This is a genomic window from Bradyrhizobium ferriligni (assembly GCF_056837965.1).
In genome coordinates this window covers 43,016-69,623 of the sequence record NZ_JBXEJO010000052.1, presented here as the reverse complement: position 1 = coordinate 69,623, position 26,608 = coordinate 43,016, and the positions used below count along the sequence as shown (strand labels likewise).

General features: G+C 64.9%; 26 protein-coding genes. 14 read left to right on the top strand and 12 right to left on the bottom strand.

The annotated features are described in order from the left end of the window. Window positions 1–291 precede the first annotated feature (291 nt). Complete coding sequence (locus AC1VNY_RS28120; protein WP_482407628.1) at window positions 292–1,110, top strand: aldo/keto reductase; 819 nt, start codon at window positions 292–294, stop codon at window positions 1,108–1,110. A gap of 90 nt (window positions 1,111–1,200) precedes the next feature. Here the strand turns inward: AC1VNY_RS28120 and AC1VNY_RS28115 are convergent, their stop codons facing one another. Continuing rightward, the gene (locus AC1VNY_RS28115) at window positions 1,201–1,431 is read right to left on the bottom strand and encodes a hypothetical protein (protein ID WP_438080533.1); all 231 of its coding nucleotides are present in this window, start codon (window positions 1,429–1,431) and stop codon (window positions 1,201–1,203) included. Between the two features lie 229 nt (window positions 1,432–1,660). On the opposite strand from AC1VNY_RS28115, the gene AC1VNY_RS28110 reads away from it, so the two are divergent. Further along, the gene (locus AC1VNY_RS28110) at window positions 1,661–2,941 is read left to right on the top strand and encodes an amidohydrolase family protein (RefSeq protein ID WP_482407627.1); all 1,281 of its coding nucleotides are present in this window, start codon (window positions 1,661–1,663) and stop codon (window positions 2,939–2,941) included. Window positions 2,942–3,266: 325 nt separating this feature from the next. Here the strand turns inward: AC1VNY_RS28110 and AC1VNY_RS28105 are convergent, their stop codons facing one another. Continuing rightward, window positions 3,267–4,505: an aminotransferase-like domain-containing protein gene (locus tag AC1VNY_RS28105; protein WP_482407626.1), complete on the bottom strand. Its 1,239-nt coding sequence runs from the start codon at window positions 4,503–4,505 to the stop codon at window positions 3,267–3,269. A 60-nt stretch (window positions 4,506–4,565) separates the two neighbouring features. Continuing rightward, on the bottom strand, window positions 4,566–5,108 hold the full coding sequence (locus AC1VNY_RS28100; protein ID WP_482407625.1) for a DUF3124 domain-containing protein: 543 nt from the start codon (window positions 5,106–5,108) through the stop codon (window positions 4,566–4,568). Between the two features lie 59 nt (window positions 5,109–5,167). On the opposite strand from AC1VNY_RS28100, the gene AC1VNY_RS28095 reads away from it, so the two are divergent. The 4 genes from AC1VNY_RS28095 (at window position 5,168) to AC1VNY_RS28080 (ending at window position 10,617) form a co-directional block, all read left to right on the top strand. Continuing rightward, window positions 5,168–6,901, top strand: a complete 1,734-nt coding sequence (locus tag AC1VNY_RS28095; RefSeq protein ID WP_482407624.1) for a cation:proton antiporter — start codon at window positions 5,168–5,170, stop codon at window positions 6,899–6,901. A 217-nt stretch (window positions 6,902–7,118) separates the two neighbouring features. Further along, window positions 7,119–8,195, top strand: a complete 1,077-nt coding sequence (gene ribB / locus AC1VNY_RS28090; protein WP_482407623.1) for a 3,4-dihydroxy-2-butanone-4-phosphate synthase — start codon at window positions 7,119–7,121, stop codon at window positions 8,193–8,195. Window positions 8,196–8,343: 148 nt separating this feature from the next. Then, a complete protein-coding gene (locus AC1VNY_RS28085) occupies window positions 8,344–9,558 on the top strand; it encodes an acyl-CoA dehydrogenase (protein ID WP_028334515.1) in 1,215 nt (404 codons plus the stop codon). Between the two features lie 141 nt (window positions 9,559–9,699). Then, a complete protein-coding gene (locus AC1VNY_RS28080) occupies window positions 9,700–10,617 on the top strand; it encodes an MBL fold metallo-hydrolase (RefSeq protein ID WP_212059948.1) in 918 nt (305 codons plus the stop codon). A 4-nt stretch (window positions 10,618–10,621) separates the two neighbouring features. Here AC1VNY_RS28080 and AC1VNY_RS28075 read toward each other — a convergent pair whose 3' ends face one another. Both AC1VNY_RS28075 and AC1VNY_RS28070 read right to left on the bottom strand, forming a co-directional pair. Next, window positions 10,622–11,479, bottom strand: a complete 858-nt coding sequence (locus AC1VNY_RS28075) for a DUF1499 domain-containing protein (protein WP_411780959.1) — start codon at window positions 11,477–11,479, stop codon at window positions 10,622–10,624. Window positions 11,480–11,877: 398 nt separating this feature from the next. Then, on the bottom strand, window positions 11,878–13,506 hold the full coding sequence (locus AC1VNY_RS28070; protein ID WP_482407622.1) for a fatty-acid--CoA ligase: 1,629 nt from the start codon (window positions 13,504–13,506) through the stop codon (window positions 11,878–11,880). A gap of 76 nt (window positions 13,507–13,582) precedes the next feature. On the opposite strand from AC1VNY_RS28070, the gene AC1VNY_RS28065 reads away from it, so the two are divergent. After that, window positions 13,583–14,779: an extensin family protein gene (locus AC1VNY_RS28065; RefSeq protein ID WP_482407621.1), complete on the top strand. Its 1,197-nt coding sequence runs from the start codon at window positions 13,583–13,585 to the stop codon at window positions 14,777–14,779. A 17-nt stretch (window positions 14,780–14,796) separates the two neighbouring features. On the opposite strand, the gene AC1VNY_RS28060 is transcribed toward AC1VNY_RS28065, so the two are convergent. Continuing rightward, on the bottom strand, window positions 14,797–15,474 hold the full coding sequence (locus AC1VNY_RS28060) for a L,D-transpeptidase (RefSeq protein WP_028339518.1): 678 nt from the start codon (window positions 15,472–15,474) through the stop codon (window positions 14,797–14,799). Window positions 15,475–15,811: 337 nt separating this feature from the next. Between AC1VNY_RS28060 and AC1VNY_RS28055 the strand changes: the two genes are divergently transcribed. Both AC1VNY_RS28055 and AC1VNY_RS28050 read left to right on the top strand, forming a co-directional pair. Then, window positions 15,812–16,789 (top strand): magnesium transporter CorA family protein, encoded by a 978-nt coding sequence (locus AC1VNY_RS28055; RefSeq protein ID WP_482407620.1) that lies wholly within the window; start codon window positions 15,812–15,814, stop codon window positions 16,787–16,789. Window positions 16,790–16,919: 130 nt separating this feature from the next. Beyond that, on the top strand, window positions 16,920–17,141 hold the full coding sequence (locus AC1VNY_RS28050) for a hypothetical protein (protein WP_063607063.1): 222 nt from the start codon (window positions 16,920–16,922) through the stop codon (window positions 17,139–17,141). A gap of 133 nt (window positions 17,142–17,274) precedes the next feature. Here the strand turns inward: AC1VNY_RS28050 and AC1VNY_RS28045 are convergent, their stop codons facing one another. Continuing rightward, complete coding sequence (locus AC1VNY_RS28045) at window positions 17,275–18,027, bottom strand: SDR family NAD(P)-dependent oxidoreductase (RefSeq protein ID WP_028339516.1); 753 nt, start codon at window positions 18,025–18,027, stop codon at window positions 17,275–17,277. A 156-nt stretch (window positions 18,028–18,183) separates the two neighbouring features. Beyond that, the gene (pdxH, locus tag AC1VNY_RS28040; protein ID WP_018270355.1) at window positions 18,184–18,825 is read right to left on the bottom strand and encodes a pyridoxamine 5'-phosphate oxidase; all 642 of its coding nucleotides are present in this window, start codon (window positions 18,823–18,825) and stop codon (window positions 18,184–18,186) included. Between the two features lie 108 nt (window positions 18,826–18,933). Here pdxH and AC1VNY_RS28035 point away from each other — a divergent pair, with 108 nt between their 5' ends. After that, entirely contained in the window at window positions 18,934–19,341 is a 408-nt protein-coding gene (locus tag AC1VNY_RS28035) for an RT0821/Lpp0805 family surface protein (RefSeq protein WP_028339514.1), read from the top strand. Window positions 19,342–19,459: 118 nt separating this feature from the next. Beyond that, on the top strand, window positions 19,460–20,413 hold the full coding sequence (locus AC1VNY_RS28030) for a DnaJ C-terminal domain-containing protein (RefSeq protein ID WP_482407619.1): 954 nt from the start codon (window positions 19,460–19,462) through the stop codon (window positions 20,411–20,413). A 387-nt stretch (window positions 20,414–20,800) separates the two neighbouring features. On the opposite strand, the gene AC1VNY_RS28025 is transcribed toward AC1VNY_RS28030, so the two are convergent. Together AC1VNY_RS28025 and AC1VNY_RS28020 are read right to left on the bottom strand one after the other, a co-directional pair. Beyond that, a complete protein-coding gene (locus AC1VNY_RS28025) occupies window positions 20,801–21,565 on the bottom strand; it encodes an anti-sigma factor family protein (protein ID WP_482407618.1) in 765 nt (254 codons plus the stop codon). A 67-nt stretch (window positions 21,566–21,632) separates the two neighbouring features. Then, a complete protein-coding gene (locus AC1VNY_RS28020; protein ID WP_016844579.1) occupies window positions 21,633–22,121 on the bottom strand; it encodes a sigma-70 family RNA polymerase sigma factor in 489 nt (162 codons plus the stop codon). Between the two features lie 227 nt (window positions 22,122–22,348). Between AC1VNY_RS28020 and AC1VNY_RS28015 the strand changes: the two genes are divergently transcribed. The 3 genes from AC1VNY_RS28015 (at window position 22,349) to AC1VNY_RS28005 (ending at window position 25,348) form a co-directional block, all read left to right on the top strand. Then, entirely contained in the window at window positions 22,349–22,948 is a 600-nt protein-coding gene (locus AC1VNY_RS28015; protein ID WP_482407617.1) for a histidine phosphatase family protein, read from the top strand. Between the two features lie 73 nt (window positions 22,949–23,021). Continuing rightward, window positions 23,022–24,110, top strand: coding sequence for a chorismate synthase (gene aroC, locus AC1VNY_RS28010; protein WP_482407616.1), 1,089 nt, complete (start codon window positions 23,022–23,024; stop codon window positions 24,108–24,110). Between the two features lie 44 nt (window positions 24,111–24,154). After that, window positions 24,155–25,348: an adenylate/guanylate cyclase domain-containing protein gene (locus tag AC1VNY_RS28005; protein ID WP_482407615.1), complete on the top strand. Its 1,194-nt coding sequence runs from the start codon at window positions 24,155–24,157 to the stop codon at window positions 25,346–25,348. Here AC1VNY_RS28005 and AC1VNY_RS28000 read toward each other — a convergent pair. Both AC1VNY_RS28000 and clpS read right to left on the bottom strand, forming a co-directional pair. After that, a complete protein-coding gene (locus AC1VNY_RS28000) occupies window positions 25,345–26,109 on the bottom strand; it encodes a hypothetical protein (protein WP_482407614.1) in 765 nt (254 codons plus the stop codon). The two genes, AC1VNY_RS28005 and AC1VNY_RS28000, sit on opposite strands and share 4 nt — an antisense overlap. A 90-nt stretch (window positions 26,110–26,199) precedes the next feature. Continuing rightward, window positions 26,200–26,505, bottom strand: a complete 306-nt coding sequence (gene clpS / locus AC1VNY_RS27995; RefSeq protein ID WP_482407613.1) for an ATP-dependent Clp protease adapter ClpS — start codon at window positions 26,503–26,505, stop codon at window positions 26,200–26,202. Window positions 26,506–26,608 lie beyond the last annotated feature (103 nt).

Here is a 26,608-nt window from a genome sequence, read left to right as displayed (position 1 = left end):
CACTTTCACGAACTTCGCATTCATAAAGCACACTAGAATCATAAGTTTGCTAGTGTCCTTATCGAATCCGAAGTTCGCTCCGAAGGTGCGGCAAATGATGCGAACTTCGGATTCGGGACACTAGCGCCGTCTCTGATCCCGTCGCGACATCTTGATTGCCGGCGTCTTGCCCGAAGGGCCGGTTTGCGGGCAGACTGAACGTCGGCAGTCCTGCCAATTTCATTCCCACGAAACGATTTGCTGGCGTGACGTCGTCGATGGCATCGGCGTCCCACGCGTCAGGAGCTATCCATGGAAAATCTGCAGACACAGGGCATCAGCCTGCCGCAGCTCGGGCTCGGCACCTTCCGCATGCAGGGCGACACCTGCCGCGCGGCGGTCGAGAGCGCGCTCGGGCTCGGTTATCGGCATATCGACACCGCCGAGATGTACGGCAATGAAGAGGCGATCGGGGCGGCGATCGCGGCATCGAATGTCGCGCGCAAGGACCTGCACGTGACCACCAAGGTCTGGCACGAGAACCTGGCACCTGATGCGATCCGGACAGCGTTCGACGCCAGCCTGAAGAAACTGCGGCTCGATCACGTCGATCTCTATCTGGTGCACTGGCCGTCGCGGAGCATGAAGCTGCCCGCCGTTTTCGAGACGCTGATGAAGCTGAAGGAGGAAGGCCGCACCCGCGCGATCGGCGTCGCCAATTTCACCACCGCGCTGCTCAAGACCGTGGTCGAGGACATCAAGGCACCGATCGCCTGCAACCAGATCGAATATCACGCGATGCTTGACCAGTCGCCGGTGCGCAAATATCTCGCCGCGAAATCGATCCCGCTGGTGGCCTATTGTCCGCTCGCCCAGGGCCGCTTCGCCACCGACGAGACGCTGGCGAAAATCGGCAGCAAGCATGATGCGACCGCGGCACAGGTGGCGCTGAAATGGCTGCTCGATCAGGATGGCGTGGCGGCTATTCCGAAAGCCTCGCGCGCCGAAAGCCAAAAAACCAATCTCGACGCACTGAAGGTCAAGCTCGACGACGAGGACTGCAGGGCGATTGCGGCGCTGCGCAAGGACATGCGCTGCGTCAATCCGGGGTTTGCGCCGGCGTGGGATTGAGGCTGCAGGCCCTCAGGAAAGCAGAAAAGAAAATGGCTCCGTGAGGAGCCATTTTCCGTTGTGTCGGTCTTTTTTCCGTTGTGTCGGTTTTTAGTAGTGATGACGTTTGATGATCACCGTCCGGTCATGGCCGCGATGCCAGCCATGATGCCAACCGCGATGCCAGCCACGGTCATGACGCATTTCGGCGCGTGCGCCCCAGCCGCGGTCCCAGTGATGATGACCGCCATGTCTGATCACGACCGTCTCGGCGCTCGCGATCGACGGGACGGCCACCGCAAGCGCACCAACCGCCGCAAGAACAAAGCCAATCTTTTTCATCTCATCCTCCTCAAATAAGTGAAGAGAAAACCGTGCGAACATTGAAACGTTCCTCAGGAACCAGAGGAGTTTTCTGAACGCTTGTTCAGCAACTGTCGAACGCTGCTGCCGTCGCGTGCAGTACGCACAACCGACGAGCGAGCGCACGGGCGGCTTTCCCGGCCTTGCTTAACCGCTGCGTCCGACGCATCATCGTGTCATAAAAATCAATGTTCGGGGGGACGTTGCCGTGAGCGAATTTTCACGCCGGGATTTTTTGAAAGTGACGGGATCGGCCGCTGCCGCAGCCCTCGCCGGGCCGGCCGCTGCGGCGATGGGGCCGGACGACAAGTTCGACCTCGTGATCAAGAACGGCGATGTCATCGATCCCAGCCAGTCGCTGCGCGGCAAGCGCGACGTCGGCATCCGCTGGGGCATCATCGAGGCGATCGAAGACGAAATCCCGGCTGCCCGCGCCGCCAAGACCATCGACGCCTCGGGTAAGCTCGTGATGCCGGGCCTGGTCGATCTGCACTGCCACGTCTACCCCTACGGATCGGCGATCGGTATCCCCGCCGATGAGCTGGTGCAATTCCAGGGCACCACGACGGTGGTCTCGGCGGGCGATGCCGGCGTCAACAACCTCGCGGCGCTGCGGCGCTTCATCGTGGCGCAATCGCGGGCGCGGATCTACGCCTTCGTCCACATCGCCAACAACGGCCTGTCGGCATTCCCGGTGGCCGAGCTCTACAACATCGACAACGCCCAGGTCGAAGCCTGCGCGATGGCGCTGGCCGAGAACGCCGACTTCCTGATCGGGGTCAAGGTGCGGATGTCGGAAAACGTCATCTTCAAGCATGGCCTCGAGCCGCTGAAGCGCGGCATCCAGGCCTGCGAGATGTGCGGCTGGCCGGCGCGGATGATGGTGCATATCGGCGGCGTCGAGACCAGGGAGCTGATGTCCGACATCCTCAATCTGCTGCGGCCGGGCGATATCCTGACCCATGCCTATTCCGGCGCGCCGAACATGTCGGGCGCTTTCACCAATATCGTGCAGGAGGGCAAGCTGTTGCCGGCGGCGCTCGCGGCCAAGCAGCGCGGCGTGCTGTTCGACGTCGGCCATGGCGGCGGCAGCTTCGATTTCACGGTGGCCGAAGTCGCGATCCCCGCCGGCTGCACGCCCGATACGATCTCCTCCGACATCCATGTCTTCTCGGGCAACTCGCCCGGCATCCCGTTCCTGCCGAACGTGATGAGCAAGTTCCTGGCGATGGGCTCGTCGCTGGATCAGGTGGTGGCGATGGCGACCTCGGTGCCGGCGCGGATCATCAACCGCACCCCGAAGATCGGCACGCTGCAGCGTGGCGCGCCCGGCGACGTCGCGATCATGGACCTCGTCGAAGGCCCGGTCTCCTTCGTCGACACCCGCAACAACAAGCGCGACGGCAATCTGCTGCTGAAGCCGGTGCAGACCGTGGTCAACGGCGTGCCGTTCGGCCGGCCCTATCAGGCGCCGTTCTCGGTGAGGTAGGCGCGCGGATCGGTAGAGCATGATGAGATCAGATCGAACGGCGACCGCAGGCGCGCTGCGCTCCCTCGCCCCGTTCTTACGGGGTCGAGACAAGCGAAGCTTGCTCTTAGAGGGTTGGGGTGAGGGGCTGCCTCCGCGTATCCGGCGATAGCTGAGGTTGCGGAGGCTCCCCCTCACCCGGAACGCATCTGATGATGCGTCATAGCCGAACCTCTGCTTCGGCGTTCTTGAGAACGGCCGCCAAAGGCGGGCCTGCGCCTCTCCCCGCACGCGGGGCGAGGTGAAGCGGAGTCCGCAGCTCGCTTCAGCGCAAAGTCATCATGATCTAGCCGCGCTTCTCCACATTGCTGCTGCGCGCCGGCACGCCGAACTCCTTGCGGCATACCTCCGCCAGCACGGCAACGCCCTCGCGGATCTGCTCGTGCGAGGGGCTGGCGAAGCAGAGGCGGAGCCGGCTGCCGGAATGGGCCTTGCTGGTCGACCATTCCGGTCCCGGATTGATCGAGACGCCGGCGGCAAGTGCCGCCTGATAAAGCTTCAGCGTGTCGACATTGTCGGGCAGCTTGACCCAGAGAAAGATGCCGCCCTTGGGCGCCTCGAACTCGGCCGCGGTGCCGAACTGCTCGTTCAGCGCCTCCATCAGCGTATCGAGCTTGGCGCGCAGGCCCTTGGTCAGGCGCGGCACATGGGTCGAAAAATGCGGCGCGCAATATTCCGCGAGCACCATCTGCTCCAGCGCGCCGGAGCCGGCGTCGGTCTTCAGCGGCAGCATTCGCGACATGATCTCCCAGGGCGCGACGATGAAGCCGACCCGCAGCGCAGGCGCGATCGATTTGGAGAATGAGCCGATATGGATCACGCCGCCGTGCTTGCTCATGGCATAGATCGCCGGCGGCCGTTCGCCGCTCCAGATCAAATCGGCATAGCAATCGTCCTCGAAGATCGGCACGCCGTATTCCCTTGACAGCTTCAGCATCTCGGCGCGGCGGCTCTCGGGAAGGATCGAGCCGGTCGGGTTCTGCACCGTCGGGATGGTGTAGATGTATTTCGGCGTGATGCCGCGCCGCTTGTGATCGGCGAGTGCCGCGGCCAGCGCATCGATCCTTATGCCATCGCCATCGAGGGGGATGCCGACCGCATTGACGCCAAGCCGTGTCAGCCGGTTCAGGGAGCCCTGATAGGTTTCCTGCTCGATCAGCACGGTATCGCCCTTGGCGAGCAATGTGTGATTGACCAGGTCGAGCGCCTGCAGCGAGCCGGAGACGATCATGATCTCGTCCACCGTGCAGGCGATCCCGGCGTCGCGCTTCAGCTTCTCGGTCAGGAACTGGCGCAGCGGCAGATAGCCCTGCGGCCCGTGCGCGAGATTGTAGGTCGCGAGATTCCTGCCCTCGCGCTTCAACACGGCGTTGACCGCCTCCAGCAGCCCGTCGACCGGGACCTGGTCGGGATCGTTGTTGCCGCCGACGAAGCTGTATTTGGCGAGCCCGGTCCAGCGTGCGGCCGGCGCAGGCAGGCCGGCCGGGAGCAGCGGTGCAAAGTCGAACTGGGCTGAGGTGGACATGGATGTTTCGCTCCGTGTTGTTATCGTTGAGAAGGCCGCGGCAAGGGGCCTTCCATGAGGTTAGTTCTTGCCGACCAGCCGGATCGGCCGGCCCTGGCTGATGAAGGCGTAGTGCCCTGCGCCGACACCGCCGACCATCAGGGCCTCGACCGCCGGTTCCGCGATGTCGCCGGCGGCCACCCAATCGACCACGAAATTCGCGCCGGTGCCGCCGCGGGTATCGGTCGTGGCGATCGCGACCTCGACCGTCGCAAACGGTTTTAGCGCGACCGGCGATTTGAGGTAGCTCTCCACCATCTTGCCTGATGTGTCGAAATAGGCGATCCGCTTCAGCACCAGCGGCTTCGTCTCGGAAGCGTTGTGCACGCTGAGCGTCACCGAAAAATCGGCCCTGAGCTTGCCCTGGCTCATCGACACGCTGGAATACACCGGCACGTAGAATGCACCGGACGCGGTGAGGCCCTCCGATGGCACCGCCGTCAACGAGCTCGCAAAATTTTGTTCAATACTTCCGGGGGATTGTGCTAGCGCCTCTGACATGCGCACGGTGAGCAGGCAGAGCAAAACTGCGAGAAAAATGCCGCCTGCGCGGATGTGACACATTGCTCGGTTGATCCTCACGCCCGGCCCTCTAGGTTGCGGCAACAGGAAGTCTTTGACGCATGCATGAACTGATTCCCGATATCACGCTCTGTATTCTGTTTGCCTGGGGGATCGGGCTGTTGGCCCACTTCTCCCGGCAACCGCTGATACTGGCGTACCTTATCGCCGGCTTTTTCATTGGTCCATTCGGCATGGGCTGGGTCAAGTCCCAGGAATCGATCAGCGTCATCTCCGAGCTCGGCTTGATCTTCATGCTGTTCATGATCGGGCTGGAAATCGACCTCAAGAAGATCATCCGCGCCGGCAAGGTCATCCTGTTCGCCGGTGCCGGCGAGCTGATCGGCGGCTGTCTGATCGGCGTGGCGTTCTTTGCCGCTATCGGGCTTGCGGTCGGCGGCGGCAAGTTCGACGCGATCTATCTCTGCGTCGCCTGTGCGCTGTCCTCGACCGTGATCATCGTCAAGGTGCTCTACGAGAAGCGCGAGCTGGACACGCTGCCGGGCCGCATCACGCTCGGCGTGCTGGTGCTGCAGGACATCTTCGCGATCCTGTTCCTGGCGGTGCAGCCGAGCCTGGACAATCTGCAGATCAGTGTCGTGCTGCTGTCGATTGCCCGCGTCGCGGTGCTGGTCGCAACCGCGCTGGTGCTGAGTCGCTACGTGCTGCCGCGGCTGTTCCACCAGATCGCGCGGCGGCCTGAACTCGTGCTGCTCGGCGCGCTCGCCTGGTGCTTCCTGATCGGCGAGATCGCCGAGCGGCTGCATCTGTCGCGCGAGATGGGTTCGCTGGTTGCCGGCGTCTCGATCTCGACCTTTCCCTACGCGCTCGACGTCACCGCCAAGGTCACGACGCTGCGGGATTTCTTCATCACCCTGTTCTTTGTCGCGCTCGGCATGACGATCCCGATTCCGGGCCTCTCGGTGATCTGGCTTGCGCTTGTCATCGCGGCTTTCACGGTAGCGAGCCGCCTGATCACGACGTTCACGCCGCTCTATCTGATGAAGCAGGGCCTGCGCGCCAGCCTGCTGCCGGCGATCAACCTGGCGCAGATCTCCGAGTTCTCGCTGGTGGTGATCCAGACCGGTGTCGCCGCCAACCACATCGGAAACGAGACCGCGAGTGCGGTCTCGTTCGCCTTCGTGGTGCTGGCGGTGCTCTCGACCTTCGCGATGGCGCGCAGCGACCAGATCGTGCGCGGCCTGATCGGTCCGTTGAAGCGGATCGGGCTGCGCGACCTCGACCAGGAAGGCCAGGGCCGCGGCGAGGCCGGGCACGAGGGCGGACATGGCGAGATCCGGCGCATCGTCATCCTCGGCTTTTTCCGCGCGGCGAGCGCGCTGATCAGCCAGATCGAGCGGCAGAACCAGTCGCTGCTCGAGCAGATCAGCGTCATCGATTTCAACCCGCTGGTGTTCCGCACGCTGTCCGACCGCGGCATGCACGTGATCTATGGCGACATCAGCAATGTCGACACCCTGGTTCATGCCGGCATCGGCAAGGCCGAGATCATCATCCTGAGCGTGCCGGACTTCCTCTTGGTCGGCGCCGACAATGAGAAGCTGGTGCGCCACGTCCGCGCCCTCAATCCGACCGCGCGGATCGTTGCCACCGCGGACCTCCTGACCGGCGTCGACGACCTTTACAGCGCCGGCGCCGACTACGTGACGGTGACCCGGCTCAGCGACGCCGGCGAGCTCTATTCGGTGATCGAGGCGGCCGACGCCGGCCTGCTCGACGACAAGCGCGCCGAGCTGGATGTCCAGCTCAGCGACCGGCGCGAGGTGTTGCCATAGGGCGGAGCCAGTTTTGTAGCCCGGATGGAGTGAAGCGAAATCCGGGGGGCGTGCACGCGGAAATGTCCCGGATTGCGCTTCGCTCCATCCGGGCTACGGAAACCGCCGTCACCGCCCTGGTATGCCTGCCGGATGCATGGCGGGTTGCATAATGATACTGGCGCTGACATCGGAACCCGGCTAATCCACTGCCTGCATATAGCGAGATTTCAGGACAATGGCCGATACGATCCAGGAAGTGCTGCAAGCCTTTGCGAAGGGTGAACTCGTTGTCGTCACCGACGATGACGATCGGGAAGGCGAGGGCGATCTGATCGTCGCGGCGTCGTTCTGCACGGCGGAGAAGATGGCCTTCATCATCCGCCACACCTCCGGCATCGTCTGCGCGCCGATCACCACCGAGGACGCCCGCCGGTTGCGGCTCGACCCGATGGTGGCGCACAACGAGTCCAATCACACCACCGCCTTCACGGTCTCGATCGACTACAAGCCCGATGGCGGCACCGGCATCTCGGCCGATGAACGCGCCTCCTGCTGCCGCGCGCTCGCCAATCCCAATGCCGGCGCCAATGATTTCGCGCGCCCCGGCCACATCTTCCCGCTGATCGCGCGCGACGGCGGCGTGCTGCTGCGCTCCGGGCACACCGAGGCGGCGGTCGATCTGTGCCGGCTCTCGGGCCTGCCGCCGGTCGGCGTCATCAGCGAGCTGATGAACGACGATGGAACCGTGATGAAGGGCGAGCAGGTCGCGAAATTCGCCGCCGCCCACAAGCTCAAGCATGTCACGATCGCGGACATGATCGCCTATCGCCAGGCGCGCGAGAAGCTGATCGAACGGGTCGCGACCTTCACCACCGAAAGCCCGATCGGTCCGCTGCAGGGCTATGCCTATCGCTCGCCGTTCGACGAGATTATGCATGCCGCCTTCGTCTATAACGGCATCGGCGACGGCCGGGACGTGCTGACGCGGCTGCATAAGCCCAACATCGTGAAAGACCTGTTCACCGGGCCGGCGCGAATGGAAGCCGTGTTGCGGCACTTCAAGGACGCCGGCCGCGGCGTGCTGGTATATCTGCGCGATGGTGCCGCCGGTGTTCCGGTCGAGCCGGTCGGCGAGCAGAAGACGGCGGAGGCCGATCGCCACAGGCAGTGGCGCGAGGTCGGCGTCGGCGCACAGATCCTGCGCGATCTCGGCGTCACCTCGATCCGGCACCTGACTTCGTCGGTGCATGACTATAAGGGATTGTCCGGTTTCGGCATCGAGATCGTGTCGAACGAAAAGCTGGAGAGCTAGCGCTGTTATTCGGGGGAATCTCGAGATTCCGGGTTCGATGCTGACGCATCGCCCCGGAATGACGGTGAGAGGATCACCAATTGCGCTTCGCAGCATAGCGCTTTAATTTATCCGCCAATTTCCGATAGACGATGCGAAAGGATGTTTCATGAGCGTGCGCCCCCAGGCCAAGGACAAGCCGGCTGCCGCCAGCTTCCAGTGGGATGATCCGTTCCTGCTCGACGACCAGCTCACCGAAGACGAGCGCCTGATCCGCGACACTGCGCGGGCCTATGCGCAGGACAAGCTGCTGCCGCGGGTCACCAAGGCCTATCTGGAAGAGAAAACCGACCGCGAGATCTTCAACGAAATGGGCGAGCTCGGCCTGATCGGCGTGACGCTGCCCGAGGAGTATGGCTGCGCCAATGCGAGCTACGTGGCCTATGGCCTCGTGGCGCGCGAGATCGAGCGCGTCGATAGCGGCTATCGCTCGATGAACTCGGTGCAGTCGTCGCTGGTGATGTATCCGATCTACGCCTATGGCGACGAAAACCAGCGCAAGAAATATCTGCCCAAGCTCGCGACCGGAGAATGGGTCGGCTGCTTCGGCCTGACCGAGCCGGATGCCGGTTCCGATCCCGGCGGCATGAAGACCCGCGCCGAGAAGGTCGCCGACGGCTACAAGCTGAACGGCGCCAAGATGTGGATCTCGAATGCGCCGATCGCCGACGTGTTCGTGGTGTGGGCCAAGTCGGCTGCGCACGACAACCAGATCCGCGGCTTCATCCTCGAAAAGGGCATGAAGGGCCTGTCGGCGCCGAAGGTCGGCGGCAAGCTCTCGCTGCGCGCCTCGATCACCGGCGAGATCGTGCTCGACAATGTGGTGGTGCCGGAAAGCGCGCTGCTGCCCAACGTCTCCGGCCTCAAGGGCCCGTTCGGCTGTCTCAACCGCGCCCGCTACGGCATCTCCTGGGGCGCGCTCGGCGCCGCCGAGGACTGCATGCACCGCGCGCGGCAATACACGCTCGACCGCAAGCAGTTTGGCCGGCCGCTCGCCGCCACCCAGCTGGTGCAGAAGAAACTCGCCGACATGGAGACCGAGATCGCGCTCGGCCTGCAGGCCTCTTTGCGCGTCGGCCGCCTGATGGACGAGGGCAAGATGGCCCCCGAGATGATCTCGATCGTCAAGCGCAACAATTGCGGCAAGTCGCTCGACATCGCCCGCATGGCGCGCGACATGCACGGCGGCAACGGCATCCAGATCGAGTATCACGTGATGCGTCACGCTGCGAACCTCGAGACGGTGAACACCTATGAGGGCACGCACGACGTCCATGCGCTGATCCTCGGCCGCGCGATCACCGGCATCCAGGCGTTCTCGTAAGGAGCGCTCACCCAAACGCCGTCGTGGCCGGGCTTGTCCCGGCCATCCACGTCTTGCGGCTCGCAAAGGAAGGCGTGGATGCCCGGGACAAGCCCGGGCATGACGAGGTCAAAGAGAATCCGGACATCACGGACAGAAACCATGGCCGACAACGACGACATCCCGTTCAACCGCGATTTTCCGCTGAAGCCCGGCGTGGTCGAACAAGTCCGCCCCGGCGTTCGCCGTGTCCTCTGCAACAATCCGAGCCCGTTCACCTTCACCGGCACGGTCAGCTACATCGTCGGCGAGGGCAAGGTCGCGATCATCGATCCCGGTCCCGACGACGAGGCGCATGCCAAGGCGCTGCTCGATGCGGTCAAGGGCGAGACCGTGACGCATATCCTGGTCACCCATACCCATCGCGACCATTCGCCGAACACGCCGCGGATCAAGGCCGCGACCGGCGCGCCGGTCTATGCCGAGGGACCGCACCGCGCCTCGCGCCCGCGCTTCGAGAGCGAGAAGCACAATCCGGAATCCGGCGCCGACCGCGATTTCCGGCCCGATGTGCAGGTCAAGCATGGCGACGTCATCGAGGGGGCGGGCTTTGCGCTGGAGGCGGTCGCCACCCCCGGTCACACCGCCAATCACCTGGCGTTCGCCTGGGCCGAGCGCAGCATCAATTTCGTCGGCGACCATGTGATGGGCTGGTCGACCTCGATCGTGGCGCCGCCCGACGGCTCGATGATCGACTACATGGCCTCGCTGGAGCGGCTGGAGCAGCGGCCCGAGCAGCTCTATTTCTCCGGCCACGGCCCGGAGATTCCGGAAGGCCCGCGCTACGTCCGTTTCCTGGCGCGGCATCGCCGGGCGCGCGAGGCATCGATCCTGCATCGTCTCGGCAAGGGCGAGGCCGACATCCCCACCATGGTGCGGGCGATCTATATCGGGCTCGATCCGCGCCTCGCCAATGCCGCCGGCTATTCGGTGCTGGCGCATCTGGAGGACCTCGTCGCACGCGGCATCGTGGCGACGGATGGCGATCCGGTGATCGGCGGAACGTACCGGATGGCGTAGGGCGCTATTTCTTCACCGTCTTCGCCGGCGGTGCCTTTGGCGCGACAGGAGCGGCCTTCTTCGCCGGCTTGGAATTGTCGCTCTCGGCGGCGGTGTTGAGGTCCTCGATCAGCTTCTTGACGCGGGCGGCGTTGCTGCCGAGATCGGTGTCGAAATAGCGCGATGCCGAGCGGATATCGACGCGGGAGTCCTCGTCGTCAGGCGTGACCCGGATCGAGACGTCCTCGCGGAAACCCATGATCGGCGTCCGCGCCACCGCCTCGATGCGGCCGATGCGGCGCGGCGGCTGCGGCGCGCGCGCGTCGATGACGAGCCATTTGCGGCGGTTCACCAGCCGCAGCGTCAGCTCATAGGCGCGGTCGACCGGGGTTTCGAGCTCGACGGTTTCGATATCGGGATAGGCCGCGCGCTGCTTCTCGGCCGAATAGAGGCCGGCATAGGCGGCAGGATTGGTGCCTTCCCCGGTGCGCAGCCGCGCCAGCGCCTCGAACCTCGGCGGGTCGATCGCGTCGGTGGTGACGTCGTAGATCCGCGGCAGCTTGCGGTACTGATAGATGAGGTAGGCCGGGTAGGCGAGGATCGCCGCGTCGATCAGCAGCGCGAGCAATATCCGGCCCATGCCGCGGGTGCCGTTCTGCCAGATCGCGGCAAAGGCGGCCAGCCCAAGCAGGATCGACAGGCCGGCCAGGCCCAGCGCGCCGAAGAAGGTCGCCAGCGCCGGTTTGACCTCCAGGAACCCGAAGCGGACGATCAGGATCGAGACCACCACCGCGACGACGGAGAAGATGGCGAGGTTGCGCGACCAGGTGGCGAGACCGGACACGGGCTCCTGCTGGTAGGGAGCGGAAAACCTGCGCGCCATCGTCCAAAAATCTGCCGGTTGAGATGTCCTCAGGCGACCTCGGCCGCCGCGATCAGTGGTGTGAGACCACGGACCTGCGGCGAATTCAAGGGATTTGGGCGGGTCGACGCTTCCCTTCTCCTCTTGTGGGAGAAGGTGGCATAGGTGGCCTCCAGCCGCCGTTCTTCAGTCGAGACGCCGATGCGCTGCATCGGCTGTGGCGGCGGATGAGGGGTTTGTCTCCGCGGAGAGAGCCCCTCACCCGCCTCGCTTTGGTCGGCACCCTCTCCCAACAAGGGGAGAGGGTAGGTTGTGTAGCGCGGATGGAGCGAAGCGAAATCCGGGGACAGGTCTTTCCGTCGAACGCCGAACCCCGGATTGCGCTTCGCTCCATCCGGGCTACGGTTTCTCGTGTTGCGTCACGCCGCGGCAGTCGGGAACGTGTAGTCCTTGAACTGGTCGCGCAGCGCCGTCTTCAGGATCTTGCCGGTCGCGGTGTGGGGGATGCCGTCGACGAAGGCGACGTCGTCGGGCATCCACCATTTGGCGATCTTGCCGTCCATGAACTTCAGGATGTCCTCGCGCGTGGCGCTCTGGCCCTGCTTGAGCTGTACGATCAGGAGCGGCCGCTCATCCCATTTGGGGTGGTGGACGCCGATCACGGCGGCTTCCGCGACCGCCGGATGGCCGACCGCGAGGTTCTCGAGATCGATCGAGGAGATCCATTCGCCGCCGGACTTGATCACGTCCTTGGAGCGGTCGGTGATCCGCATGTAGCCGTGCTCGTCCATCGTCGAGACGTCGCCGGTGTCGAAATAGCCGGTATCGTCGAGGATGTTGCTGTCGACCCGGAAATAGGCCTTGGCGATCGCCGGGCCCGAGACCTTGAGACGGCCGAAGGTCTTGCCGTCCCACGGCAGCTCCTTGCCGGCATCGTCGGTGATCTTCATCTCGACGCCGAACGGCGGATAGCCCTGGGTCTGCAGGACGTCGAGCCGTTCCTCGCCGGTGCGCTCGGTGAACGGCGGCTTCAGCGTCGCCAGCGTGCCGAGCGGGCTCATCTCGGTCATGCCCCAGGCGTGGCGCACCTGGCTGCCCATGTCGAGGAACGCCTTGATCATCGAGCGCGGCATCGCCGACCCGCCGCAGATCACCATCTGCAGATCCGGCAGCTTGACGTTGTTGGCGGCCATGTACTGCAGCAGCATCAGCCACACCGTCGGCACGCCGGCGGTGTGCGTGACCTTCTCGGTCGACAGCAGCTCGTACACCGAGGCGCCGTCGAGCTTCGGGCCCGGCATCACGAGCTTGGTGCCCATCGACGGCGCGGAGAAGGCGATGCCCCAGCTGTTGGCATGGAACAAGGGGACCACCGGAAGCATTGTGTCCGACGCGGAGGTGCCGAGCGCGTCCTTCGAGTTGGCCATCAGCGCGTGCAACACGTTGGAGCGGTGCGAATAAAGTACACCCTTGGGATCGCCCGTCGTGCCGGAGGTGTAGCACATCGCCGCCGCGGTGTTCTCGTCGAAGGTCTTCCACTCGAACTTGCCGTCGGATGCCGCGATCCAGTCCTCATAGGCGACCGCGTTCTTCAGCGTGGTCTGCGGCATGTGCGCCTTGTCGGTCAGCACTACGTAGCGCTCGACGCTCGGCAGCTGGCCTGCGATCTTCTCCAGCACCGGAACGAAGGTGAGGTCGGTGATGACGATGCGGTCCTGGGCGTGGTTGACGATCCAGGCGATCTGTTCCGGAAACAGGCGCGGATTGACCGTATGGCAGATCGCGCCGATCCCCATGATGCCGTACCAGACCTCGAGGTGGCGCCAGGTGTTCCACGCGATGGTGGCGACGCGGTCGCCGAGCTGGATGCCGTCGCGTTCCAGGCTCTGCGAGACCTTCAGTGCGCGGGCGTGGATTTGGGCGTAGGTGGTGCGATGAATGGGGCCTTCGACCGACCGCGTCACGACTTCCTGCGTGCCGTGATATTTGGCGGCGTGTTCAATAATCTTGTGACACAGCAAGGGCCAATCTTGCATCAAACCAAGCATACGCAAATCCCTCCTCGATCCTCACACATGATCCGCCGGCATCTTGGACGGCCGGCAGTAAAATCATGGAACTGACATGAACTTTAGCGCGGAGAAAGCAAGCCGAAAATGGCCTGTTGGCGCGTTTCGTCGCGGGGGCGCGGCAATGGTTACCGCCGCCGTGCTGCTTTGCCTTGGCATGCAAGCAGGCCCCGCCGAGGCCGCCCGCCGCGCGCCCAGCTTTCCGTGGGACGATCTGTTCGGCACCCGGCCGCAAAGGCCGCACAAGGCGGTCCGCCGCTCTGCGGTGCCGCTGCCGAAGCCGCGCCCGGCCGAGGCGCCTGCGGCAGCTCACGTGCCGGCGGCAACCCACGCGCCGGCGGCAACCGAGCCCGAACCTCCCGCAGCCGAGAGACAGCCTCCGGCCGCGCCTACTGAGGCTGCGAGGCCCGCCGAGACGGCCAAGCCGGCCGAGCCCGCCGCGCCGCAGCTGTCGGCCTGCCGGCAGGCGTTGACCGAGGAGATCGCGATCGCCCCGAGCATTCCGGATATTCACGGCGCCGGGGGCTGCGGCGGCGAGGATCTGGTGCGGCTCGAGGCGATCGTGCTGGCGGACAAGCGCAAGGTCGCGGTCAAGCCCGCGGCGATCCTCCGCTGCAAGATGGCCGCTGCGGTCGTCGACTGGGTCCGCACCGATATCGCGCCGCTCGCGCAGAGCCTCGGGGGCGGGATCAGCAATCTCGACAATTTCGACTCGTTCGAATGCCGCGGCCGCAATCGGGTCGCCGGAGCGCAGCTCTCCGAGCACGGCCGCGCCAATGCGCTTGACGTGCGCGCCCTCGGCCTCGCCAACGGCAAGTCGATCTCGCTGACTGACCGCAGTGTGCCGCGGGCCTTGCGCGAGACCGTGTTGCATTCGGTTTGCGCCCGCTTCTCCACGGTGCTCGGGCCGGGCTCGGACTGGTACCACGAGGACCACATCCATCTCGACCTGATCGAGCGTCGCAACAATTACCGGATCTGCCAGTGGAACGTGGACGACCCGCTGCCGCAAGTCGCGCCGCTGTTGCCGGCCGAGCGCCCCGAAGAGGCGCCGCCGCGCGAGGTCGCCGCCAAATCCGACGCGTCGAAGACGGACGCACCCAGAATTGACCAAGGCAAGGCTAACTACGGCAAGTCTGACGCCGGCAAGAAGCCGAACGGCACAAAATCAGATGATGCGGCTGCGCCTGACCGCAGCGCCGAGACCAAGACGCAGCCAACAAAAAAGCGCCGGCAAAGCCGGCGCTTTTGATCGCGATTGCGATTGGATCAGTAGGTCGTGCCGCCGCCGCCCTGCAGGGCCATCTGCGGCTTGTAGGGCGAGTCGCCGTGCTTCGGCTCCAGCACCACGACGATGGTGCCGAGCTTGACGCGGTTGTAGAGGTCGATGACGTCCTCGTTGGTCATGCGGATGCAGCCCGAGGAGATCGACGCGCCGATATATTCCGGCTGGTTGGTGCCGTGGATGCGGAACAGCGTGTCCTTGCCGCCCGAATAGAGATACATCGCGCGCGAGCCCATCGGATTGTCCGGGCCCGGAGCCACGAAGGTCGGGACGCCGAGGCGCGAGATTTCGCCGGGGGTCGGGTGCCAGGCCGGCCATTCGGTCATGCTGCCGACCTTGGCGATGCCGGACCAGGCCATGGCTTCCTCGCCGACGGTGATGCCGTAGCGGATCGCCTTGCCGTCGTTCAGCACGTAATAGAGGTAATGGTTGTCGGAATCGACCACGATCGAGCCGGGGGCTTCCTTGCGGTGATACTCGACGATGGCGCGGCGGAACGGTTCAGCCACCGGCGTCTTGACGTAGGTGGTCTTGGCCAGGAGTTCCTTGTCACGCGGCTTGAAGTTCGAGGTATTGGTTGCCTCATAGGTTGTGGCCTGCATGCAGCCTGACAACATCAGGCCCGCGGCCAGAATCCCGAAGGTAACTTTGAGCGACGACATGATTACATTCCAATCGAAAATCCGCGCTCGAAAGCGCCACTATTACGCCCCAAACGCCACGATTCCATGAGGGCAGTATTGCTGAAACCCGCCATTATTCCCAGACTTTAGATGCCTTTCCCGCATCGCGGGACGTCGTCTGTGGCTTTTTTGCCGCAACTGTTCTGGCGCCGGGTTGGTTTTTGTGCAAACAGGCAACGGTCGACGAGTCGGCGCCACGTCACTGCCGCTTGGCCGCCACAAGTATGGATGCCCGGTTAATGCCCCGGTCATGAAGCGCCCCCCAGAATCGCGCTAAGTCGGCGGGTCCTGCCAGCCCTGTTTCGTGGAGTTCGTGATGCTGTCGGTGTTCGTTCCGTCCGAGTTTTCGCTCAAGAAGGCCACCGCGACCGATCTCGGCGCGCTGCCCGAGGGAGCGGTCTGGGTCGATCTGGTGAATCCGACGGTGGAGGAGGACCGGGCGGTCGAGAAGCTCGCGGGGATCGCGGTGCCGACCCGGGAAGACATGCAGGAGATCGAGATCTCCAGCCGTCTCTATATCGAGAACAGCGCCCGCTACATGACCGCGACGCTGATGTGCCAGTCCGACACCGACATGCCGCGCACCACGGCGGTTACCTTCATCCTGACCAGCCATCGCCTGGTCACGGTACGCTACGACTTGCCGAAACCTTTCGCGCTGGTCGAGAACAAGCTGGCGCGCGCCTGTTCCCCCGGCATCACCGGCGAGCAGGTGCTGATGGAACTGCTGGACGCTGTGATCGACCGTTGCGCCGATCTCCTGGAGCGCTGCGGAGCCGATATCGACCAGGTGTCCCACGACATCTTCGAGCCGGAGAGCGAGCGCCACGGCCACGCCAAGCAATATTCGCAGATCCTGATCGCGATCGGCCGCAAGGGCGACCTGACCTCGAAGGTTCGCGAAAGCCTGGTCTCGATCGGCCGCCTCGTCACCTTCCTCTCCGCGGTGGTCGAGGGCGTGAAATGGTCCAAGGACATGCGCGAGCAGCTCAAGACCATGCAGCGTGACGTCGCCTCACTGACCGACCACGCCTCCTATCTCTCCAACAAGATCACCTTCGTGCTCGACGCCATGCTCGGCGTGGTCAATCTGGAACAGAACAACATCATCAAACTGTTCTCGGTGATGGCGGTGGTGCTGATGCCGCCGACGCTGATTGCCTCGATCTACGGCATGAATTTCAAGATCATGCCGGAACTCGAGTGGGCGCACGGCTATCCGTATGCACTTGTGCTGATGCTGATTGCGGCCATTGTGCCGTACTGGATCTTCAAGTGGAAGAAGTGGCTGTAAACCGGTTCCACGCGTCGCGTTTTGGGACGCGCTTTCTGCCTTATTTCCTCTGCTAAAATTTGAGCGTTGCGCTGAACGTTTGGGCGAAACTTGTCTGCGATAACGCCCGCCTCGAAGCCGGAGGACAGCAATGGTTGAGAAGATCATAACGCCACGGCGTAACGTCATCGACTTTGCGCGCTATCAACAGGACCGCGCAGCAGGCAAGGTGCAGGCGATCTCGCCGACACTTTGCCGTTACTGTGGCGCTGCGTTGCTGGATGGCGAGGACGAAGACGAATGCTCCAGCGCGCTGAATGACGTCGCGCTGCGGCAGCCCGAGAAGAAGTCGCGTCGGTTCTACGCAGACTAGAGGCCGAAGCCTCGGAGGCAGAAGCCTCGTTTGCGTTTGTTACGCCTGCAAGTGAAGCAATCCCAATGACGGCCGCGGCGGCGGCCGGGATCGCCTCAAAACTTCCTTCCCCGAAATACGGCTCTTCTCAGCTTCAGACGTGCTGACCACCGTTGATGTGGATCTCCGCACCGTTCACGTAAGAGCTGGTCTCCGTGCAGAGAACGTAGATGATCTTGGCGACCTCGTCCGGCGTGCCGAGGCGGTGCATCGGGATCTGCTGGTCGACGATCTTCTCGGTGCCCGGCGACAGGATCGAGGTATCGATCTCGCCCGGAGCAATCGCGTTGACGCGGACGCCGACGCGGCCGAAGTCCGATGCCATCTCGCGCGTCAGCGCCGCGAGCGCCGCCTTCGACGTCGCATAGGCCGCGCCGGCAAACGGATGCACGCGCGAGCCGGCGATCGAGGTGACGTTCACTACCGCGCCCTTGGCGTGTTTCAACTCCTCGAGCAGCCCGCGCGCGATCATGATCGGTGCGAAGAAGTTGACGTGGAAAACGTGGGTCCAGGTCTCGATGTCGGTGTCCATGGTGCCGAGGCGGCCGCCGCCCGCAGCCTTCGGCGAGATCGCGGCGTTGTTGACCAGCGCGTGCAGTTCATCGTTCTCGAGCCGCCTGCGGATCTCGGAGATCGCGCGCACGGTGTCGTCGTGGCTGCCGAGATCGACCTCGATGTGGTCTTCCGGCCCGGCGCCCCACGGGCAGACCTCGGGAAACGCATGCCGCGACAGCGTGATGACGCGCCAGCCGGCGGACGAGAACCGGATCGCGGTGGCATGGCCGATGCCGCGGCTTGCGCCGGTCAGGAGCAGCGTGCGCCGCGGTGCATTGGATGGGTGGGGCATCGACGGTTTCTTTCGTTTTCGTCATGCGCGGCGGCGTGCCGGGCATCCACGCCTTCGAACGACTTGGGACGATTTGGGATCAAGACGTCGATGGCCGGGGTCATCTTACACGAAGACACGCTTCGCGCTTTCGCCCGGCCACGACGGTCGCAGCTTTCAGGGATAGAGCCGCACCTTCGACCAGGCGCTGCCGGCGCCGTCGCGGCGGAATTCGATGCGGTCGTGCAGGCGGTAGGGGCGGTCGTGCCAGAACTCGAAGCGCTGCGGCGTGATCCGCCAGCCGCTCCAGCCCGGCGGCCGCGGCACCTCGCCGATGACGTATTTCGCACCGGTCTTGGCGATCGCCTGCTCGAAGGCGAAGCGGCTCTCCAGCGGCTGCGACTGCTTGCTGGCCCACGCGCCGATCTGCGCCTGCTTCGGCCTCGTGGCGAAATAGGCGTCGGCCTCGGCATCGGTCACCGGTGTGACCGGTCCGCGGATGCGCACCTGGCGGCGCAGCGATTTCCAGTGGAAGAGTAAAGCGGCCTTAGGATTTGCGGCCAATTCGCGACCCTTGGCGCTCGCAATGTGGCTGTAGAACACGAAGCCGTCGGCATCGAAGCCCTTCATCAGCACCATCCGCACGTCGGGCAGGCCGTCGGGATCGACGGTCGCAAGCGCCATCGCGTTCGGATCGTTCGGCTCAGACTTGACCGCCTCCGCAAACCATTCGGCGAACAGGGCGAACGGCTCCTCCGCCGCGGTGAAATCACCCGATGTTAACGGTGTCGGGTGTTTGATGGAGGTCGTGTCGGTCATGTCAGGAGTCCCGATTTGCATCCGCCCGCGTCTGAAAGCGCGTTACTAGCCCTATATAGGGCATGGGGGCGCGTTGGCCTATCGGCGATCCACCCCGCAGGTGCGGTGGTGACATTGATCCTGATCGGCGTCGGCGCAAGCGGCTGCAGCCTGTCGCGCAGCGACGCCTTCGCCAAGATCGACGACAAGGATGTGACGGGCTCGATCAGCCCGACCCAGGTCAATGCGGTGATGCCGACCGACAGCGATCTCGCCTTCGCTCGCAATGCCGCCTCCGACGTGCTGACCAAGGGCGACAAAGATTCCAGCCAGCCCTGGGAAAATCCTGAAACCGGCGCGCGCGGCTCGGTGACGCCGCTGGCTCAGGCCTATTCGGGCGAGGATGGCAAGACGTGCCGGGATTTCCTTGCCAGCTACGTCAATGGAGCCACCGAGAGCTGGCTGCAGGGCGCCGCGTGCAAGGCTGGACAAGGGCGGTGGGAAATCCATAGCCTGAAGCCTTGGAGAAAATCCTGAGAATTCCGGCGAAGCCGGACTAGTTGCAAAAATGCCACTGAGCCCCCACATGAAGGCAAAGTGGGCCCGGACGGGTTCCCGGCCAGGACTGATTTTTCCCGTGAAGGAGACGTGACGGATGCGCGACCCCTATGAGGTCTTGGGGGTGCAGCGGAGCGCCAGCGCTGCGACGATCAAGAGCGCCTATCGCAAGCTCGCCAAGAAGCATCACCCTGACAACAACAAGAACGACCCGAAGGCGGCGGCCCGCTTTGCGGAGATCAACACGGCCAACGAGATCGTCGGCGACGAGGACAAGCGCAAGCAGTTCGACCGCGGCGAGATCGATGCCGAAGGCAAGCCGCGCTTCCAGGGTTTCCCTGGCGGCGGCGCCGGCGGCCGTGCCGGTCCGGGCGGCTTCGAGTACAGTTTCCGCTCCGGGCCCGGCGGCGGCACGGGCGGCGGCAGCTTCGAGGACATCCTCAACAGCATGTTCGGCAATGCCGCTCGCGGCGGCGGCCGCGCGGGCCGGGCCAGTCCGTTCGAGTTTGACGGCGGCGGGGTCGGCGTCGACCTCGATCTTTCGGTCGCCATGACGGTGTCGCTGGAGGAATCGGTCAGGGGCGGCGACAAGCGCGTCCGCCTGCCGACCGGCCGCGAGCTCAATGTCAAGATTCCGCCCGGGGTCGCCGCGGGCCAACAGATCCGGCTGAAGGGGCAGGGCGAGACCGCGCAAGGCCATCCGCCCGGCGATCTCCTGATCACGATCTCGATCGCCCCGCACCCGTTCTTCAAGGTCGACGGCAACGATCTCCGGATCGACCTGCCCATCACCCTCTACGAGGCGGTGCTGGGCGGCAAGGTCCGCGTGCCGACGCTCGGCAGCGCGGTCGAACTGTCGATCCCCAAAAACACCTCGAGCGGCCGTACTTTCCGCCTCAAGGGCAAGGGGCTATCGAAGGCAGGCGCTGTCGGCGATCTCTACGTCACGACCCGCATCATCCTTCCAGACGGGAACGATGCCGAGCTTGAGGCATTGATGCAGACGTGGCGGGATCGTAACCCCTATAATCCGCGCAGCGATCTCGGCTGACCGCCGAGAGCGCGCCCCAAAGACGCGAAGACGCGAAACTGCAACTACCCCGGAGTCTATCGGGGTAGACGCGGGCGTCGTGAGCGCGTCAAAAGATGACCGGCCGCCGGAAATCCCATCTGCGGCGTGCAGATTGGACGGTGGAAAGGAGTGCGGCCTCGAGAGGGGGACCAGCGCGGTACACAAAACCCCAATCGAGGCCGCGTGCGCCGATCGGCGGATCGGGCGCGGATCATCTTCGCGTGAGCATCCGGTGCGATAATGAGACGCGTCGATGACGCGAATCGAAGTTTTCGATGTCGGAATTGGGACGCTGAGTGAGGCTGGATTCACTTACTCGAAATGAAGCAATTTCGACGATCCGATCTTCCGTAAAATTACGGAAGATCACCCGCCGCTCTTCTCCATTTGATCGTAGACGGCCTGCGCGACCTGGGTCAGGCGCGTGCGATCGGTGCCGCCGCTGACGACATAGGCAACGCCCCGATCGGCCCAGAACAGCGCGCCGTCGCTGCCCTGCGCGGCGTAGCGCATCTGGGTCGCCTCGGTCTTCGCCTTGGCGGTGTAGACCGTGAAGCGCTCACCTGACGTACTTTCATACATCAGGAACGACGCCGGGCCGCTCGGTCCGGGCAGCAGGCGGCCGCCGACCAGCTTCAGCCCGGTGAGCTCAGGTGCGCGGACGTCCCAGCCGCAGCGCTTGGTCAGCCATTGCTGCAGGTGGTCGCGCTCGCTGCCGGGCACCTCGACGGGATGGCGGACCTCGACCACGTAGAGCCGATGCGCATCGAGTGCATCGACCGTGAAGCTCTGGAAGGCCGACGGCGTGGCCGAGGCGCCGCGCGCGATCCAACCGGCGCCGCCGCCGGCGACGAAGGCCATGAGCGTCGCCGCCACCGCGCCATAGATCCAGCGGCGCGGCTGGCGCACCAGCCGCTCGAGCTCGAGCCGTTTCGGCACCGCCTCGTCCAGCACGGTGTCGTAGCGTGCATGCAATGTCTCGGCCATCGCACGCCATGACTGCACCCGCGCCGCGTCGTCAGGATGCGTGGCAAGCCACGCCTCGACATCGCCGCGGCGTTCGGCCGGCAGCTCGTTGTCGACGTAAGCGTGCAGCTCGTCTTCGGTGACGGGAATGTTCGGGTCGGTCATATCAGTCGTCTCTGCCAAATCTTGTTCGAAAATCGTTCATGCATCACGCCGGCCATCGCGCACATTATCATTTCACCCGCCGCAGCGCCGGGCGCTGGCCCTCGATCGAGGCCCGGACATGGGCGCGGGCACGGGCGAGCCGGGACATCACCGTGCCGATCGGCACGCCCTGGATGTCGGCGACCTCCCGGTAGCTCATGCCCTCCAGCATGACGAGCAGCAGCACCGAGCGTTGTTCCTCGACCAGCGTCGACAGCGCGCGCTCGATGTCGCGTCCTTCGGCCTCGGTGCCGCTGGCGTCGGCGTTGTTGTCGAGCAGCGGCACGAACGCCGGCCGCCGCGCCAGCGAACGCCGGCGATTCTTGTTCAGATTGGTCAGGATCGTGTAGAGCCAGCTCCTGACGTCGCCGCCGAGAAACAGCCGCTCCGAGCGCAGCGCCCGCACCAGCGTGTCCTGCACCAGATCGTCGGCGATATCCGTGTCACGCGCCAGCGCGCGCGCATAGCGACGCAGCGCCGGTATCATGGCTTCGACACTTTGACGAAACGCGGTCATGCATCCCAGTCTTCGATGGTCGCGGCGATAGCCGCCTTGTCCAACATAACACCCTGGCGGCGTGGCTATTCCGTCTGCGCCGATCTGCGCGCATACCGCCCAAGCTGCGGCCATTTTGGACTTGTCGCCCACCGAAGTGCTGGTGTACCTCCGGGCCGAAAAAATTCGAAGCGTGGAAGCCTTGAGGCGGCCGACATCTCGCTCAGCAGGGACCAGCCGTTACGGGAATGCCGGTACCGACGATCTATTATATCCGCCACGGCGAGACCTCGTGGAACGCCGAAGGGCGGCTCCAGGGGGTGCAGGACATCGCCCTCAATGAGCGCGGCCGCGCCCAGGCGGCGCATGCCGGGCGCATCCTCGCCGATCTCATGGCGCGCGACGGCCGTGACAAGACGACGGTGCCGTTTGTCGCGAGCCCGCTAATCCGGGCGCGCGCCACCATGGAGCTGGTGCGTGCCGAGCTCGGCCTGCCGCCCGGCGATTACGCCCTCGACGCGCGGCTGCGCGAGATCGGCTACGGGACGTGGGAGGGCTCGACCCTGGCGCAGGCGCAGGCTGCGGATCCCGCGCTGTATGCCCGCCGCCTGGCCGAGAAGTGGACGGTGTCGCCGGCCGGCGGCGAGAGCTATGTCGACGTCCAGGTGCGGATGACCGACTGGTATCGCTCGGTGACGGCAGACACGGTTGCGGTTGCCCATGGCGGCACGGCGCGGGCGCTGATGGTGACGCTCGGCTTCGAGACGCCGGCCTCGGCCGCCGAGCTCACTATCGAGCAGGGGGCGGTCTATGTGTTCGGCGCCGCGGGGTTGCAGAAGTATAGTTAAGGCACCCGGCTAGCTGCGTCTTTGGGCCATGAAACTCGTTTGACGCTGCCGACCCTGCGCGTTACGACACGCCATGTCCTTCAATACTTTCGGCCATATGTTCCGCGTCACGACCTTCGGCGAGAGCCATGGGGTCGCGATCGGCTGCGTCGTCGACGGCTGCCCGCCGCTCATCCCCCTGACCGTGGAGGAGATCCAGCACGACCTCGACCGCCGCCGCCCCGGCCAGTCGCGCTTCACCACCCAGCGCCAGGAGCCGGATGCGGTGAAGATCCTGTCCGGCGTGATGGCGCATCCGGAGAGCGGGGTGCAGGTGACGACTGGTACGCCGATCGCGCTGCTGATCGAGAACACCGATCAGCGTTCGAAGGATTATTCCGAGATCAAGGACAAGTTCCGCCCCGGCCACGCCGACTTCACCTATGAAACGAAATACGGCCTGCGCGACTATCGCGGCGGCGGACGCTCCTCCGCGCGCGAGACCGCGACCCGCGTCGCGGCCGGTGCGATCGCGCGCAAGGTCCTGCCCGAAGTGAAGGTGCGCGGCGCGCTGGTGCAGATGGGGCCGCACAAGATCGACCGCGAGAAGTGGGACTGGGACGAGATCGCCAACAACCCGTTCTTCTGCCCCGACAAGGACAAGGCGGCGTTCTTCGAAAGTTATCTCGACGGCATCAGGAAGAGCGGCTCCTCGATCGGCGCCGTCATCGAGGTCGTCGCCGAAGGCGTGCCGGCCGGGCTCGGCGCGCCGATCTACGCCAAACTCGACAGCGACCTGGCGGCGGCGATGATGAGCATCAACGCGGTCAAGGGCGTCGAGATCGGCGCCGGCTTCGGCGCCGCCGAATTGTCGGGCGAGGAGAACGCCGACGAGATGCGGACCGGCAACAACGGAACGCGTTTCCTGTCCAACCATGCCGGCGGCGTCCTCGGCGGCATCTCGACCGGCCAGCCGGTGGTGGTGCGCTTTGCAGTCAAGCCGACCTCCTCGATCCTGACCACGCGCCGGACCGTGGACCGCAAGGGTGCCGATACCGACATCCTGACCAAGGGTCGCCACGACCCCTGCGTCGGCATCCGGGCGGTGCCGGTCGGCGAGGCCATGATGGCCTGCGTGCTGGCCGATCATTTTCTGCGCGACCGCGGGCAGACCGGGCGCTGATCCCCTATATAGTGGCGGTCGCCAGACCGCCCTGGGGGAATGCCATGAACGCGTCGGAGCTTCGGGACATCATCGAGTGGATGATCGGCGGCGCGCGGTCGGCGCCGACCCCGCCGCAGATGATGGCGGAATGCTGCGAACGGCTGGTGCGGGCCGGATTGCCGCTGTGGCGCATCGGCGTCTTCGTGCGCACGCTGCATCCGGAGATCTATGGCCGCCATTTCTTCTGGAAGCCGGGCGCGGAGGTCGAAACCGGCACCGTCGATCACAACATCCTGGACTCTCCGGAATTTGCCGTCAGCCCGCTGTCGACCGTCTTCAGGCAGGGCGTTGAAGTCCGCGCGCGGCTCGACGATCCCGCAAGCGCCCGGTTTCCGATCGTCGTGGACCTGCAGGCCGAAGGCGTCACCGACTACATCGCTGTGCCGCTGGTCTATACTGACGGCTTCGTCAATGCCTCGAGCTGGACCACCAGGCAGCCGGGCGGCTTCACCGACGAGCAGCTCGATGCGATCCGGTCGATCGCCGTGCCATTGGCGCGCTATATCGAGATCATCACCCTGCGCCGCACCGCCTCGCTCTTGCTGGACACCTATGTCGGCAACCGTGCCGGCGAGCGCATCATGGGCGGCCAGATCCGGCGCGGCCATGCCGATACGATGGATGCCGCGATCTGGCTGTCGGACCTGCGCGGCTTCACCGCGCTGTCGGACCGCTTGCCGGCCGAGACGGTGGTGGAGATCCTCAACCTCTATTTCGATTGCCAGGTCACCGCGATCCGCGACCATGGCGGCGAAGTGCTCAAATTCATGGGCGACGGCCTGCTCGCGGTGTTCCCGGTCGACGAATATCTCGGTGACGAGGTGCAGGTCTGCTCACGCGTGCTGGAAGCTGCGCGCGCGTCCCGCGCCGGCGTCGAGGCGCTGCAATTCGCCAACGGCGATGCCGTCGAACGCTTCCGTTTCGGCCTCGCGCTGCATCTCGGGCGCGTGCTCTACGGCAATATCGGCGGCGGCAACCGGCTCGACTTCACCTGCATCGGTCCGGCGGTCAATCTCGCCGCGCGGCTGGAGAAGATCGCCGGCCGTCTCGGCCGCACCGTGGTGGCCTCGGAGCGCTTCGCCGGCATCAGCGATGGCAGCTGGAGCGATCTCGGCGAGTTTCCGATCGCGGGATTTGCCAAGGCCGAACGGGTCTATGGCCTGTTCGATGAGGCGCCGGTCGCTGCTGCGAGCTAGCCGCCGCGGGCGTAAGACTGCTTCAGGCCGAAGGTCAGGATCGACAATGTGATCCACAGCCGCAGCATCGCGAAGCCGAAGATGAAGACGACGTAGACCAGGTTCTTGAGCGGCTGGCCCACCATCGAGATTTGCCAGAAGTGCCAGATCGCGGTGCGCACAAGCGCCTGCCCGTAGCCCAGCGCAACGTTGATCGCGCCCAGCGCGAGCACCGCCGCGCCCAGCCAGAGCGCGTGCCGGCCAAGGTCCTTGACGGCGGCAAACAGCGCGACGCGACCGCCATTGCCTTCCGCATTGACGATGATCAGCAGCACCAGCGCCGCGATCGCCGCACTCCAGAACCGGCCGAGATGGGTGACCTGATCGAAGGCCATGCCGTCGAGGCCCGACAAGAGATACGGTGCAAACGACGAGAGGCCGATCGCGGCGGTGCCGAGTGCCGCCACGACCATCACGAGCACGATCCGCCACAGGATCGACAGCGACAGTCTGATCTGCTCGGCCAGCGTCAATTCGCCGAGCGACGATCGGCCGCCGGAAGCCTGGATCGAGTCCCGGGCCGTCGCGAAGAAGGCGAGCAGCACGCAAGCGTTGGCCAGCGCCAGCGCGGGCACAATCAGGCCGAGATTGCCGTAGCCGACGATCCGCAGCGCCGCCGCCATGATGAGCCAGGGCAGGGCGGGCAACGGGCGAAACGGCCCGAACGAGGTCTCCGGGCGAGTCTTCCGCAGGGGCAGTTGTTGGCGCAGCGCGACGGACATGCCGCGTCGGTACCATGCGATCCCTAAAGCACCGGTCGCCGCGATCGCTAAAATTCGTGGCAAGGCCCGCGGCAATCTGGCGCCGGCGCGCTATTCCTCGGGCTCGGTGGTGAACAGCAGCGGATAGCCCTTGGCGCGGCCAGCGTCGGTGGCGCGCGTCGCCTTGGTCTCGGCGATGTCCCTGGTGAAGACGGCGACGACGCAGACGCCGCGCTGGTGCGCGGTCAGCATCACCTTGTAGGCCTGCTCGTCGGTCATGCGGAATTCACCCTTCAGCACGGTGACGACGAATTCGCGCGGCGTGTAGTCGTCGTTGACCAGGATCACCTTGTGCAGGCGCGGCCGCTCGACCTTGGTCTTCGTCCTGGTTTTCGGCTTGACGACGGTATCTGGCATCGCACTCCCTCGCGATTGCCCCGTAGGAATACCGTCTTCCGGCGCGCCTTGGAACCGTTCGATTTGCACGGCGTCATTGCGGCAACGGCACGGCGCGTGTCGC